Annotated in this window: 14 protein-coding genes and 2 pseudogenes; 11 read left to right on the top strand and 5 right to left on the bottom strand. The window is 72.5% G+C overall.

Going from position 1 to position 12,812, the window contains the following annotated elements:
- The first annotated feature begins 113 nt into the window (after window positions 1-113).
- The 10 genes and pseudogenes from rpsP (at window position 114) to ENC19_RS03790 (ending at window position 6,059) form a co-directional block, all read left to right on the top strand.
- Complete coding sequence (rpsP, locus tag ENC19_RS03835; RefSeq protein ID WP_164445711.1) at window positions 114-575, top strand: 30S ribosomal protein S16; 462 nt, start codon at window positions 114-116, stop codon at window positions 573-575.
- 1 nt (window position 576) lies between these two features.
- Window positions 577-810 (top strand): RNA-binding protein, encoded by a 234-nt coding sequence (locus tag ENC19_RS03830; RefSeq protein ID WP_013732101.1) that lies wholly within the window; start codon window positions 577-579, stop codon window positions 808-810.
- Complete coding sequence (gene rimM / locus ENC19_RS03825) at window positions 810-1,367, top strand: ribosome maturation factor RimM (protein WP_164445710.1); 558 nt, start codon at window positions 810-812, stop codon at window positions 1,365-1,367. The genes ENC19_RS03830 and rimM overlap by 1 nt, the downstream gene beginning before the upstream one ends.
- Before the next feature lie 16 nt (window positions 1,368-1,383).
- On the top strand, window positions 1,384-2,157 hold the full coding sequence (trmD, locus tag ENC19_RS03820; RefSeq protein WP_164445709.1) for a tRNA (guanosine(37)-N1)-methyltransferase TrmD: 774 nt from the start codon (window positions 1,384-1,386) through the stop codon (window positions 2,155-2,157).
- Window positions 2,158-2,302: 145 nt separating this feature from the next.
- The gene (gene rplS / locus ENC19_RS03815) at window positions 2,303-2,659 is read left to right on the top strand and encodes a 50S ribosomal protein L19 (RefSeq protein WP_093401691.1); all 357 of its coding nucleotides are present in this window, start codon (window positions 2,303-2,305) and stop codon (window positions 2,657-2,659) included.
- Window positions 2,660-2,844: 185 nt separating this feature from the next.
- Window positions 2,845-3,713, top strand: a pseudogene (lepB, locus tag ENC19_RS03810) (signal peptidase I).
- Window positions 3,714-3,722: 9 nt separating this feature from the next.
- Window positions 3,723-4,358: a signal peptidase I gene (gene lepB / locus ENC19_RS03805; protein ID WP_164445708.1), complete on the top strand. Its 636-nt coding sequence runs from the start codon at window positions 3,723-3,725 to the stop codon at window positions 4,356-4,358.
- 89 nt (window positions 4,359-4,447) lie between these two features.
- Window positions 4,448-4,933: an NUDIX hydrolase gene (locus ENC19_RS03800; protein WP_164445707.1), complete on the top strand. Its 486-nt coding sequence runs from the start codon at window positions 4,448-4,450 to the stop codon at window positions 4,931-4,933.
- Window positions 4,927-5,739, top strand: coding sequence for a ribonuclease HII (locus ENC19_RS03795; protein ID WP_164445706.1), 813 nt, complete (start codon window positions 4,927-4,929; stop codon window positions 5,737-5,739). Before ENC19_RS03800 ends, ENC19_RS03795 begins: the two co-directional genes overlap by 7 nt.
- Complete coding sequence (locus ENC19_RS03790; protein WP_007075222.1) at window positions 5,736-6,059, top strand: DUF2469 domain-containing protein; 324 nt, start codon at window positions 5,736-5,738, stop codon at window positions 6,057-6,059. Before ENC19_RS03795 ends, ENC19_RS03790 begins: the two co-directional genes overlap by 4 nt.
- Before the next feature lie 85 nt (window positions 6,060-6,144).
- Here the strand turns inward: ENC19_RS03790 and ENC19_RS03785 are convergent, their stop codons facing one another.
- On the bottom strand, window positions 6,145-6,795 hold the full coding sequence (locus ENC19_RS03785) for a class I SAM-dependent methyltransferase (protein WP_164445705.1): 651 nt from the start codon (window positions 6,793-6,795) through the stop codon (window positions 6,145-6,147).
- Between the two features lie 252 nt (window positions 6,796-7,047).
- Here ENC19_RS03785 and ENC19_RS03780 point away from each other — a divergent pair.
- Window positions 7,048-7,649, top strand: a pseudogene (locus ENC19_RS03780) (peptidoglycan DD-metalloendopeptidase family protein).
- Here ENC19_RS03780 and ENC19_RS03775 read toward each other — a convergent pair.
- The 4 genes from ENC19_RS03775 to ENC19_RS03760 all read right to left on the bottom strand — a co-directional run bounded on the left by ENC19_RS03775 (window position 7,537) and on the right by ENC19_RS03760 (window position 12,747).
- Window positions 7,537-8,718, bottom strand: a complete 1,182-nt coding sequence (locus ENC19_RS03775; RefSeq protein ID WP_164445704.1) for an aminotransferase class V-fold PLP-dependent enzyme — start codon at window positions 8,716-8,718, stop codon at window positions 7,537-7,539. The pseudogene ENC19_RS03780 and the gene ENC19_RS03775 overlap by 113 nt on opposite strands.
- 145 nt (window positions 8,719-8,863) lie before the next feature.
- A complete protein-coding gene (locus ENC19_RS03770) occupies window positions 8,864-9,889 on the bottom strand; it encodes a tyrosine recombinase XerC (RefSeq protein ID WP_164445988.1) in 1,026 nt (341 codons plus the stop codon).
- Window positions 9,890-9,964: 75 nt separating this feature from the next.
- Window positions 9,965-11,233 carry a DNA-processing protein DprA gene (locus tag ENC19_RS03765; protein ID WP_164445703.1) on the bottom strand — a complete coding sequence of 423 codons (1,269 nt, stop codon included), beginning with the start codon at window positions 11,231-11,233 and terminating at the stop codon, window positions 9,965-9,967.
- Window positions 11,230-12,747: a YifB family Mg chelatase-like AAA ATPase gene (locus ENC19_RS03760; RefSeq protein WP_164445702.1), complete on the bottom strand. Its 1,518-nt coding sequence runs from the start codon at window positions 12,745-12,747 to the stop codon at window positions 11,230-11,232. The genes ENC19_RS03765 and ENC19_RS03760 overlap by 4 nt, the downstream gene beginning before the upstream one ends.
- Window positions 12,748-12,812: the final 65 nt, after the last annotated feature.

Raw genomic sequence — 12,812 nt, 5'->3', positions numbered from 1 at the left:
CGCGTCGCCAGTCCACCCGAGCGGTCTCCGGCCCAACCCCACTGTGCCGGTTGGCGCTCACCCGTGCACCGCCCGTACCGGGTCGGTGAGATCGCAACAGGAGCGAAACAACCGTGGCCGTAAAGATCCGGCTCCTGCGGATGGGCAAGATCCGCAACCCGCAGTACCGCATCGTCGTCGCCGACTCGCGCACCAAGCGCGACGGCCGAGCGATCGAGTTCGTCGGCATCTACCAGCCGAAGGAAGACCCTTCGGTGATCGAGGTCAAGTCGGAGCGGGTCCAGTACTGGCTGTCCGTCGGCGCCCAGCCCAGCGAGGCGGTGCAGCGGCTGCTGGAGCTGACCGGTGACTGGCAGAAGTTCAAGGGCCTGCCGGCCCCGCCGCCGCTGAAGGTCGCGCCCGAGCGGGCCGACCGCAAGGCGGCCTACGAGGCCGAGGCGAAGGCCGCCGCGGGTGTGGCCGACACCCCGGCGAAGCCGGCGAAGAAGGCCGCCAAGGCCGCCGAGGCCCCGAAGGCCGAGGAAGCCCCGAAGGCCGAGGAGCAGCCCGCCACGGACACCGGCGAGCAGGCCTGACATGGCACTGCGGCCGGCGTTGGAGCACCTGGTCAAGGGCATCGTCGACCACCCCGACGACGTGCGCGTCCGGATGGTCGACTCCCGGCGAGGGAAGCGGCTGGAGGTCCGGGTGCATCCCGAGGACCTGGGCACCGTGATCGGGCGGTCCGGCCGGACCGCCAAGGCGCTGCGCCAGGTGATCGGCTCCATCGGTGGGCGCGGCGTACGCGTCGACATCGTCGACTCGTACTGATGCAGCTCATCGTCGGCAGGATCGGTAAGCCGCACGGCATCCGCGGTGAGGTCACCGTGGAGGTGCGTACCGACGAGCCCGAGACGCGGTTCGCCCCCGGCATGGTGCTCAAGACCGTGCCGGGGGCGAACGCCGCCCAGTCCGCACCGGACGGTCCCGGTGTGCCGTTCCGGACGCCCGACACGTTGACCGTCGAGTTCGCGCGGCGGCATCAGGGGCGGCTGCTCGTCGCCTTCGACGGGGTGCTGGACCGCGACGTCGCCGAGGCGCTGCGGGGCACCCTGCTCGCGGTGGACAGCGCCGACGTCAGCCCGCCGGAGGATCCGGAGGAGTTCCACGATCACCAGTTGGTCGGGCTGGCCGTGGTCACACCGACCGGCGAGCAGTTGGGTGAGGTGGCCCGGATCGACCACGCTCCCGCCTCCGATCTGCTGGTGCTGCGGCGTCCCGAGGGGCGCACGGCGCTGATCCCGTTCGTCAAGGCGATCGTCCCCGAGGTCGATCTCGCCGGTGGCCGGGTCGTGGTGGACCCACCCGGCGGCCTGCTCGATCTCTAGCTGGCGGAGCAGCCTGATGCGCGTCGACATCGTGTCGATCTTCCCGGAGTACTTCGCACCGCTGGACCTTTCGCTGATCGGCCGAGCGCGGGCCAACGGCACGCTGCGGCTGGCCGTACACGATCTGCGGGGCTGGACCCACGACGTGCACCGCACCGTCGACGACACCCCGTACGGCGGCGGACCCGGCATGGTGATGCGGCCGGAGCCGTGGGGTGAGGCGTTGGACGCCCTGGCACCGGCGGAGCTGACCCCGCCACGGCTGCTGGTGCCGTCGCCGGCCGGCGTGCCCTTCACCCAGGCGATGGCCCACGAGTTGGCGGCCGAGCCGCACCTGCTGTTCGCCTGCGGCCGGTACGAGGGCATCGACCAGCGGGTCCTCGACCACGCGGCGACGCGGATGCCGGTCACCGAGGTGAGCCTCGGTGACTACGTGCTCTTCGGCGGCGAGGTGGCGGTGCTGGTGATCCTGGAGGCGGTGACCCGGCTGCTGCCGGGGGTGCTCGGCAACGCCGGTTCGCTGACCGAGGAGTCCCACGCGCACGGGCTGCTGGAAGCGCCGATGTACACGAAGCCGGCCACGTGGCGCGGACTGCCGGTGCCGGAGGTGCTCCGTTCCGGCGACCACGGCCGGATCGCCCGCTGGCGTCGTGACGAGGCGCTGGTCCGCACCGGTCGCCGCCGGCCGGACATGCTCACCGGGCTGGATCCGCAGAGCCTGGACAAACGGGACGTGGCGGCGCTGGACCGGGCCGGATTTCAGGTGCCCGGACCGGATGTGGCAAAGTAGGGGGGTTGCCGCAGTCGTCCGCGCCCGTGGGCGGCTGCGAGGATCTCCGACTGGGGTCGGTTCGCGTCGGCCACCACCCGGGGATCAGTATCACCCATCCGCGCGCCGAGTGACGGTGCGCCGTGAGCCTCACGAGGACACAGCGATGAACATCCTGGACGCCCTTGACGCCCAGTCGAAGCGCACCGACCTGCCCGACTTCCGTGCCGGTGACACCGTCAAGGTGCACGCCCGGGTGGTCGAGGGGGCCCGGTCCCGGGTCCAGATCTTCCAGGGCGTCGTCATCCGCCGCCAGGGTGCCGGGCTGCGCGAGACCTTCACCGTCCGCAAGCTCAGCTTCGGCGTCGGCGTCGAGCGGACCTACCCGATCAACAGCCCGGCGATCGACCGGATCGAGGTCGTGGTTCGCGGTGACGTCCGCCGGGCCAAGCTCTACTACCTGCGGGAGCTGCGGGGCAAGAAGGCCAAGATCAAGGAGCTGCGCGAGAAGCAGCCGAGCTGATCTCGCACCGCGCCACGCCGCCCGAACTGCGCGTATGCCGTACCGGCCAGTCCGCACTACCCTGGTCGTACGGGCGCAGCGCGGCGGTGACCCGCCTCGTGTGTGGCGGGTGACCTCCACTACCGCCCGGGGAGCCTCGACGAGGTTCCCGGGCGGTAGTTGTTTCTGCGGACCGGGGAGTGAGCGTGGTACAGGCGCTTGACGACAGCGGCGCGGCCGATCCGTGGCGCCGACGCACCCGGCGCGGTAAACGGCAGATGCCGCTCTGGCAGGAGTTGCCGCTGCTGCTCATCGTCGCCTTCTGCCTGGCGGTGCTGATCCGCACCTTCCTGCTCCAGGCGTTCTTCATCCCCTCCGGGTCGATGGAGGACACCCTGCTCGTCGGCGATCGGGTCGTCGTCAACAAGGTCGTCTACAACGTCCGGAACCCACAGCGCGGCGAGGTCGTGGTCTTCCGGGGCACCGACCAGTGGGTCCCGCAGGTGGACGTGCAGCCGCCCACCAGCTTCGCCGACAAGCTCGGCCGCACCGTCGGCGATCTGGTCGGCGTCGGTCGGCCCGGCGAGAAGGATTTCATCAAGCGCGTCATCGCGCTGCCCGGGGACCGGGTGAGCTGCTGTGACGACCAGGGACGGGTGCTGGTCAACGGCACCCCGCTGGACGAGTCGGCGTACGTGCTGCGCGACTCGCCGCTCGATCTCCCGCCGAATCCGCAGGAGTGCCGTTCCCGCCGGTTCGAGGAGATCGTGGTCCCGCCCGGTCAGATGTTCGTCCTCGGCGACCACCGGCAGGTCTCGCAGGACGCCCGGTGCCAGGGCACGGTGCCGATCGACAACGTGGTCGGGCGGGCGTTCGCGGTGGTCTGGCCGTCCGACCGGTGGCATTCGCTGCCGATCCCCGACACCTTCGCCACCGTCGCCCCGCCACCCACCGCCGGCGGGGCGGCCCCGGTACGCCCCGACCCCGACGGAGGTGTCGTCCTGCTGATCCCGATTGCGGCCACACTTTCCGTTCTCGCGCGTTCCGGACGGTGGCGCTCGGTCGGGCAACGTAGGCTCCTCCCGTGATTGACGAGCAGACCGACAAGCCGCGCCACTCCTTCTGGAAGGAACTGCCCATCCTCCTCGGGGTGGCGATCCTGGTCGCGGTACTGGTACGTGCCTTCGTACTGCAGACCTTCTTCATCCCCTCGCCGTCGATGGAGAACACTCTCAAGATCGACGATCGGGTACTTGTCAACAAACTCGTCTACCACACCCGTTCGCCGCATCGCGGCGAAGTGATCGTCTTCAAGGCACCGATGGAGTGGAGTGGCAATCCGGCGGGGGAGGACTTCATCAAGCGGGTGATCGGTGTCGGCGGCGACCGGGTGGTCTGCTGCGACGACCAGGACCGCCTGCTGATCAACGGCACCCCGCTCGACGAGCCGTACATCTTCTCGGTCGACGGTCAGCGGGACAAGCCGGCGGACCAGGAGTTCGACGTGCGGGTGCCCGAGGGTCGGCTCTGGGTCATGGGCGATCACCGGTCCGCCTCCGGTGACTCGCTGGAGCACTACCAGCAGTCCGGGCAGAACATCGAGGCCGCCACCATTCCCGAGGACGACGTGGTGGGGCGCGCCTTCACCATCTTCTGGCCGTTCGACCGGGCCAGGATCCTGACCGTGCCGGACGAGTTCGAGGCCATCCCGAGTTCCTGACCAGGGCCGGCACCGTCGGTGAACGGGCGTCCACCCGTCCCGGACAGCGCGGCGTGGGGGACGTCGCAGGCATCTGGCAGTCTGGTGCGGTGACCGTCTACACCCCGAGGTGTGCCGCTCGCGTCCTGCTTGTCGACGCGGCCGGCCGGTTGCTGCTGTTCCGCGGCTTCGACCCCGCCCGTCCGGAACGCGGCCGGTGGTGGTTCACCCCCGGCGGAGGACTCGACCCGGGGGAGACGTACGCCGAGGGCGCGATCCGCGAGCTGGCCGAGGAGACCGGGCTCCGCGTGAGCGTGGCCGAGGTCGGTCAACCGGTGCACGCCGACGTCACCGAGTTCTCCTTCGGCGGCGTCTGGTACCGGCAGGAGCAGCAGTTCTTCCTGGTCCGGGTGACGGCGCACGAGGTCGACACGGCGGGGTTCAGCGAGGTGGAGCGGGGCAGCGTCGACGATCACCGGTGGTGGTCGGCGGACGAGTTGCGCGGCACCCGGGAGCGCTGCTACCCAGCTGACCTTGCCGAGGTTCTGGCCCGCGCGTTGGGCACGACGGCTGTCATCGAGGGACGGGCATGCTGACTCCACCACGCACGGTGGTACGCCGGGAGGCCGGGCTCTACGCGTTGGAGCGGGCCCTGCAACGGCGCGGCTTCCGGCATGTCGCCGGTGCCGACGAGGCTGGCCGCGGTGCCTGCGCGGGGCCGTTGGTCGCCGCCGCCGTGGTGCTGCCGGAGGGCCGGCGAGGCGAGATCGACGGGCTGGCCGACTCCAAGTTGCTGACCCCGGCGAGTCGGGAACGGATCCACGACGAGGTCGTCGAGCGCGCGTTGGCGTACGCGGTGGTGGTCGTCCCGGCCGACGAGGTCGACGCCCGGGGGCTGCACGTGTGCAACCTGGCCGCGATGCGCCGAGCGCTGGCGTCGCTCGCGGTCCGGCCGGAGTATGTCCTGACCGACGGGTTCGGCGTGGACGGCCTGGGTGCACCTGGGCTCGCGGTGTGGAAGGGCGACCGGGTGGCCGCCTGTGTGGCGGCGGCGAGCGTGCTGGCGAAGGTCACCCGGGACCGGATCATGGTTGACCTGGACGCCGAGCATCCCGGCTACGGCTTCGCCGAGCACAAGGGGTACATCACCGCGGAGCACACCGCCGCACTGCGTGAGCGCGGGCCGTGTCGGGAGCACCGTTACTCGTACGTCAACGTGGCCGCCGTCTCCGGGCTCGACGGCCGGCCACCCCGCTCGCGGCGACCGCTCGGCGCAAGCCGGGACGAGCCGATGGGGCGCGCAGGCGCCGTAGGGGGTACCGTCGGCGTGGCGTTGGGCGAGCAGCCTCGGCCTCCGGCGCCGGTGGGGGAAGATGTGGTCATGGAAGGCGGAGTGCGATGAGCGCGGAAGATCTCGAGAAGTACGAGACCGAGATGGAGCTCCAGCTCTACCGGGAGTACCGCGACATCGTCCGTCAGTTCTCCTACGTGGTGGAGACCGAACGCCGTTTCTACCTCGCCAACCAGGTCGACCTGCATGTCCGCAACTCAGACGGCGAGGTCTACTTCGAGGTGGAGATGCACGACGCCTGGGTCTGGGACATGTACCGCCCTGCTCGGTTTGTGAAGAATGTCCGGGTGATGACATTCAAGGACGTGAACGTCGAGGAGTTGGAGAAGCCGGACATCTCCCTGCCCGCCGACTCCGGCTTCGGCGGCTGACCCCGCATACCGCCGGAGCGGCGACGGAGGCCCCCACCCGCCGCGCGGCCCGCGTCCCGCGTCCACAGTGCACTCGGTTGGTTCGTCAGTGCCCGGCGGCCTCCGGACGCCCGACGAACTCGAACATCGTCGCGCCGGCCGGCCGCTGTCGCGGCGGACCGAGTAGCTGGTGCGCGCCCACGCCGACCCCCTCCGCCGGGGTGCTGACCGAGACCTGCTCGAACCCTTCCGCGACGAACCAGTCGCAGATCGTCGGTACCAGGTCCGGCTCCCATCGGCCCCGGGTCCAGACGACGGTACCGCCGGTGGCGCAGAGCCAGGCGCAGTGTGCCACCACGGCTCGCACGTCGGCATCGGAGATGTTGCCGAAAATGCCGCAGGCCAGCACCAGGTCGGCCGGAACCATTCCGACGTAGGCATCGCTGTCGGCCGCGTCGCCGCACCTCACCTCGACCCCGGACAGTCCCGCCTCACGGACGGCGGCGCGGGCCAGTTCCACGTTGCGCGGCTCCTGCTCGACCAGCAGCGCGGTCACGTCGCCGCCACGCGGATGGGTCGCCAGCACGGGAATCAGGTCCCGGCCCTGCCCGGCGCAGAGGCTGACCACCCGCAGCGGGCCGGGCGGTGCCTCCGCCAGGGCGGTGCCGATCCGCCGGCGCACCTCGGTCAGCCGCCGCGACAGCGACGAATCCGGATCCTCGTAATGGTGGTGCCAGGCGTACCAGTCGCGGGTCACGCACCGAGCCTAGGCGACGTTCGCCCATAGCAGATCGACCAGTGCGTGCGTGGACTGTCCACAGGACGCCCGGTCGTCCACAGATCGGCCGCCCGGGGCGGTGGACTTCGACGGGCCCGGTCAGGCTCGACGGCATGTCGCCACGGATGTCGATACTCGGCGCACTCACGACGCTCCTGCTGCTGGCCCCCACCGGATCGATGGGCGGCGTGGCCGGGGCGCGTGGTTGGTCGCCCTCGCCGGCCGCGCCGGATGCTCGGCCGTCCCCGCGGTGGCCGGTCGAGGGTGCCGCAGCTCGGCGGAAGCGGGCGGTTCAGATGGCCGGTCGACGGGGTGCCACGGCCGGTTCGCCGGTTCGACCCGCCGCCCCGGCCGTGGCTGGCCGGGCACCGGGAGTCGACCTGCTCGCCCCGGCCGCCGCCACGATCCGGGCGGCCGGCGCCGGCACGGTCCTGTTCGCCGGCATGGTCGCCGACCGGCCGGTGGTCACCGTGGGCCACGTCGACGGCCTACGGACCACGTACGAACCGGTCCGACCGACCGTCACGGTGGGCGCGGTGGTGTCGGCCGGTACGCCGCTGGGCAACCTGCTGCCCGGGCACGCCGGCTGTCCGGCCGTCGCGTGCCTGCACTGGGGGCTGCATCGGGGCGAGGGCTACCTCGACCCGCTGGCTCTGCTCGGTCTCGGACGGGTCCGACTGCTGCCCGTCGGTGACCTCACCGTCAGCCGGGCGCGCTCGATCAACGCTGGACGAGCAGACCGGGCAACCCGAACGCGAGTCGCTGGTACTCCTCGGGCGTGTTGTAGACCTGGCCGCACAGGCGCAGCCAGCCGCGGCCGTCCCAGGTCGTGACGGCGACCTGGGTGGCGAGCCGCTCCGCGATCCGGGTCTGCAACGCCCGGGCACCGTCCAGGGTCGTGGCGAGCCCCGCCGGCAACGGAATGAGTCGCATGGCGACCGTCGGTCCGCCCGGGTCGGGCAGGTCGGCCGGTGGCACGCCAAGCGCGTCCCCCACCACCCGTTGCCCGTACGCGGCCAGTCCGGCGTTGTGCGCGCGTACCCGGTCGACGCCGAGGCTGCGTAGTGTGTAGAGCCCTGCCGGTGCGCTCAACCAGGCCGTGTAGTCCGAGGTGGCCTGCCACTCCAGGCGAGCCGGGAAGCCCGAGTCCTGCTCCCAGGAGACGACAAGCGGCTCGATCCGGTCCCGCCACGGTGTCGCCACCACCAGCACGGCGGTGCCGCGCGGCGCGTACCCCCACTTGTGCAGGTTGCCCACCCAGAAGTCGGCGCCGATGCTGCGCACCGATGCCGGCAGCATGCCGGGAGCGTGTGCGGCGTCGACAAGCACCGGCACGCCGTGCTCACCGGCCACTCCGACGATCGCGGCGACCGGGAACAGCCGGGCCGTTGCCGAGGTGAGCTGGTCGACCACCAGCAGCCGGGTCCGGCCGGGCCGCAGCCCGTCCCGGACGATCTGTACCACCTCGTCGTCGGTGGCGGTCAACGGCACCCGCAGGACCCGGTGCGTCGCCCCGGTGCGGTGGCACTCCCGTCGGATGGAGTAGGCGACGGCACCGTAGCCGTGGTCGGTGGTGAGCACCTCGTCACCGGACCGCAGCCCCAGGGACTGGAGCACCACGGCGGCGCCGGTGGTGGCATTGGTGGTCAGGGCGGTGCCGTCGGGATCGGCACCGAGGAAACCCGCCAGGTGCCGGCGAGTGTGCGCGATCCGGTCGACCAGTCCCTGCGTGAAGAACCGCAGCGGGTCGGCCTCCATCTCGTCGCGCAGCCGTTGCTGGGCGCGCTGCGCGACGATCGGGACCGCTCCGAACGAGCCGTGGTTGAGGTGGCTGACCGCCGGGTCGAGAGAGAAGAGCAGACGGGCGCCCGTGATCGGCTCGGGCGGCGGCGGGACGCTCACCCGATGATCGTAGCCGTCGGGCTCGGTGTGCCCGGTGGTGCTGCCGCCGTCACCGGTCGGGGATGCCGGGCAGTCCGCACGTCCGGCACGGCGTCCCGCCGCCGGGTGATTCGTGCGTGACTCGGAGGCCCCGGGCCGCCTACCGTCAGGCGCGCGGGTGGGCCTGGCGGTAGGCGGCCCGGAGCCGTTCCACCGAGACATGTGTGTAGATCTGGGTGCTGGCCAGCGAGGAATGCCCCAGCAGTTCCTGCACCGCCCGTAGGTCCGCGCCGCCTTCGAGCAGGTGGGTCGCGGCGGTGTGGCGCAGCGCGTGCGGGCTGGTCCGGGGCAGCCCCGCCGCCTCGGCGTGATCACCGACGATCCGCCGAGCCATCGTCGGATGCAGCCGGCCGCCCCGGGCACCGAGCAGCAGCGCGTCCCGGGATTCGGGGACCGCCAGCACCGGCCGCCCGTGCCGCAGCCAGTCGTCGAGGGCGCGTTGCGCCGGCAGGCCGTACGGGACCGTCCGCTCCCGCCCACCCTTGCCGCGTACCCGGACGACCCGCCGATCCTGGTCGACGTCGGCGGTGTCGATTCCACACACCTCGCTGACCCGTACCCCGGTGCCGTAGAGCAGTTCGAGCAGTACCCGGTCGCGCAGCCGTACCGCCTGGCCGGCGACGGATGGGTCTTCGGCTGACGGCTGGGGATCGGCGCCGGACGCCGGCCTGCCGGACCCGGGGATGGCCGCGGGGTGGACGGGTCTCTCGACGAGCAGGGCCGCCTGCTCGGGGCGGAGCACCGTGGGCAGTGTCCGGCGCGGTCGGGGGCTGGCCAGCGTGGCGGCGACGTCCGTGGGCAGCAGCCCGTGCCGGTGCGCCCAGGCGCTGAAGGTCCGGGCCGCGGCGGCCCGGCGGGCCAGCGAGGTGCGGGCAGCGCCGGTGGTGCGCTGCCGGGCCAGCCAGCTGCGGACCGTGTCGAGGCTCAGCTCGGCCACCTCGGTGCAGCCCATCCGCCCAGCATGATCCAACAGCGACACCAGATCGGCGACGTACGCCCGCACGGTGTGTGCCGAGCGGTTGCGGACCGAGGCCAGGTATCCCGCGAACTCGTCCACCGCGTCCCGCAGTGGTGCCGGCAGCGCGTCGTGCATCGCCTGGGTGCCGTTGGCGGCCGGCACGTGCCCGCCCATCCTGCCCACGAGATCCACCCTACGGTCGGTAGGCCCGGACGGCGAACAGGCGGCCCGCCAGGCGGCACCCGGTGATCAGGCGGAAGGCGGGGCGTCACCGCCGATCGGCCTGCTCACCGGCGCGACCGGGCGGGGCGGGGTCGGCGTGCTCGGGCCGGGCTGGGCCGGCGTGCTCGGCCGGCTCGGTGTGACCAGGGCGTAGCCGTCCTCCCGGCGTACCACCAGGGCCAACTCCTCCAACAGCGGCAGTTTGCGCAGCACCGTGCGAACGGCAAGACCGGCCCGCACGGCGAGGGCGTCCACATCGACGCGGCCGCGTCGCGGCATCGCCTCCACGATCGACCGGGCGTCGTCGTCGAGCAGATCGGTGGGGCGTTCGGGCCCGCGCGGCACCGGGGCCAACTCGCCGATCCGACCCACCTCCTCGAGCACGTGGGCCAGGCCGGTCACCAGTCGCGCCTCCAGGTACTCCCGAAGCATCTCGTGGGCACCGACCGACATGGCGGAAGTGACCGGACCCGGCACCACCATCGCCGGTCGACCCAGGGCGATGGCCCGTCGGGTGGTCTGCGTGGCGCCGCTGCGGGCCGCCGCCTCGACCAGCACCGTGCCCCGGGTACCCGCCGCGATCACCCGGTTGCGGATGAGGAAACGGGGACGCAGCGGCTCCGCGCCCGGCGGCCATTCGCTGACCAGCAGACCGATGTCGGCGATCCGGTCGAACAGCGCCGCGTTGCCCATCGGGTACGCGCGGTCCACCCCGCAGGCGAGCACCGCGACAGTGCGCCCACCGGCGTTCAGCGCCCCACGATGCGCGGCGGCGTCGATGCCGAACGCGCCGCCGGAGACGACGGTCCAGTCCCGGTCGGCCAGGCCGTAACCCAGATCGGTCGCGACGTGGGTGCCGTACGCCGTGGCGGCCCGGGACCCGACCACCGCCACGGACCGGTCCAGCGCCTCCGCCAGCGGCCAGGAGCCGCGTACCCAGAAGCAGAGCGGCGGTGCGGTCTCGACATCCACCCGGCGGCGGGCGTCGGACAGGCGGAGCGTGCGCAGATGTTCCACCGTCTCCGGCCATTCGTCGTCGCCGGGGATGACGACCCGGACACCCAGTCGCGCGGCGCGGCGCAGCGCCTCGGCGGCGATCATCCTGGCGTCACCGCCCCGGCTGCGGGCCGCCACCGACTCGCGTAGCGCCTGCTGGGGTGCTCCGCCGTCCAGCAGCAGGTCCAGCGCGCCCACCGGGCCGAGCTCGTCAACCAGCGCGTGCACCGACCGGGTCCCCGGCTCGGCCAGCCAGGTCAACGCCACCCGTGCCAGGATCAACTCCTCATGGCTGCTCATGTGCCCTCTCCCGTCCTGAGCGTGATGGCCTCGCCGACGTCTCCCGCGTCCGGCCGGGCCCGCCCGTCGAGGTCGGCGATCGTCCAGGCGAGTCGGACGACCCGGTCGAAGCCACGGGCGGAGAGCGAACCGGAGTCGAGCCGGGACCGCAGATCGGCGGTGACGCGGCCGGGCAGCCGCCACGGCGCCCGACGTAGCTGCGGGCCGGGTATCTCGGCGTTGAGCCGCCGACCCAGCGGTGCCCAGCGGGCAGCCGCCGCCGCACGTGCCGCCACCACCCGCCCGGCGACCACCGCGGAGGATTCGTGACTGGTCGACTCCATCAGCTCGGCGGCGCGCATCGGTGGCAGCCGCACCTGGAGATCGATCCGGTCGAGCAGCGGACCGGAGAGCCGGCCGAGGTAACGGCGGCGGGCCTGCGGGGCACACTCGCAGCGGTCGTCGCCGGCCGGGTTCGCACACGGACACGGGTTGGCCGCGAGGACCAGCTGGGCGCGGGCCGGATACTCGGCGCTGCCCCGGCTGCGGGTCAACAGCACCCGGCCGTGTTCCAACGGCTGACGCAGCGCCTCCAGCGCCGCCTTGCTGAACTCCGGTGCCTCGTCCATCAGCAGTACCCCACGGTGGGCGAGTGAGATCGCGCCGGGGCGGGCGAGCCCGGACCCGCCACCGACGATCGAGGGAACGGTCGCGGTGTGATGAGGTGCCTGGAACGGCGGACGCCGGATCAGCCGGCCTCCCGCCGGCAACAGGCCGGCGATCGAGTGCAGCGCGGTGACCTCCAGGGCCGCCTCGTCGTCCAGCTCCGGCAGGATCGACGGCAGGCGTTCGGCGAGCATCGTCTTGCCCGCTCCCGGCGGCCCGATCAGCGCCAGGTGGTGGCCACCTGCGGCGGCGATCTCCAGCGCCCGTCGGCCCAGCCCCTGCCCGGCGACCTCGGCCAGGTCGGGTCCGGGTGCGGGCGGCGGCGGGGCGTCGACCGCCGGCTCGATCAGCGGTCTGCCGTCGCGGACGAAGGCGACCAGCCGGTGCAGGGTGTCGACGCCGCGGACCAGCAGGCCGGGCACGACCGCCGCCTCGGCGGTGTTGCCGGCCGGGACGATCACCCGTCGGATGCCGGCCTTCGCGGCCGCGGCGACCATCGGCAGTACGCCCCGGACCGGTCGCACGGTGCCGTCCAGGCCCAGCTCCCCGAGCACCGCCACGCCGTCCAGTGGCAGCAGCGGGAGCTCGCCGGAGCCGCCGAGCAGCGCCACCGCGATCGCCAGATCGAACGCCGAACCGAATTTGGGCAGGGTGGCCGGTAGCAGGTTGAGGGTGATCCGGCGGTTCGGCCACCGTTGGCCGGAGTTGACCACCGCGGCCCGGACCCGGTCGCGCGCCTCGTGCAGGGCGGTGTCGGGCAAGCCGGAGATCACCACTCCGGGCAGGCCGGCAGCGAGATCCACCTCCACCTCCACCAACTGCCCGGTCACCCCGACCAGACCGACGCAGAGCACCCGGGCGTAACTCACCGCGTCACCTCGGCTCGTGCGGTGCCCCGACACGGCACCAGCGCATCGGGTCGACCGGTTCGGTC

Origin of the sequence: Verrucosispora sioxanthis (assembly GCF_010560025.1) — a bacterium.
In the GTDB taxonomy this organism is placed as follows: Bacteria; Actinomycetota; Actinomycetes; order Mycobacteriales; family Micromonosporaceae; genus Micromonospora; species Micromonospora palythoicola.
The sequence above is the reverse complement of the archived record's forward strand: the minus strand, read 5'-3'. Positions and strand labels throughout refer to the sequence as shown.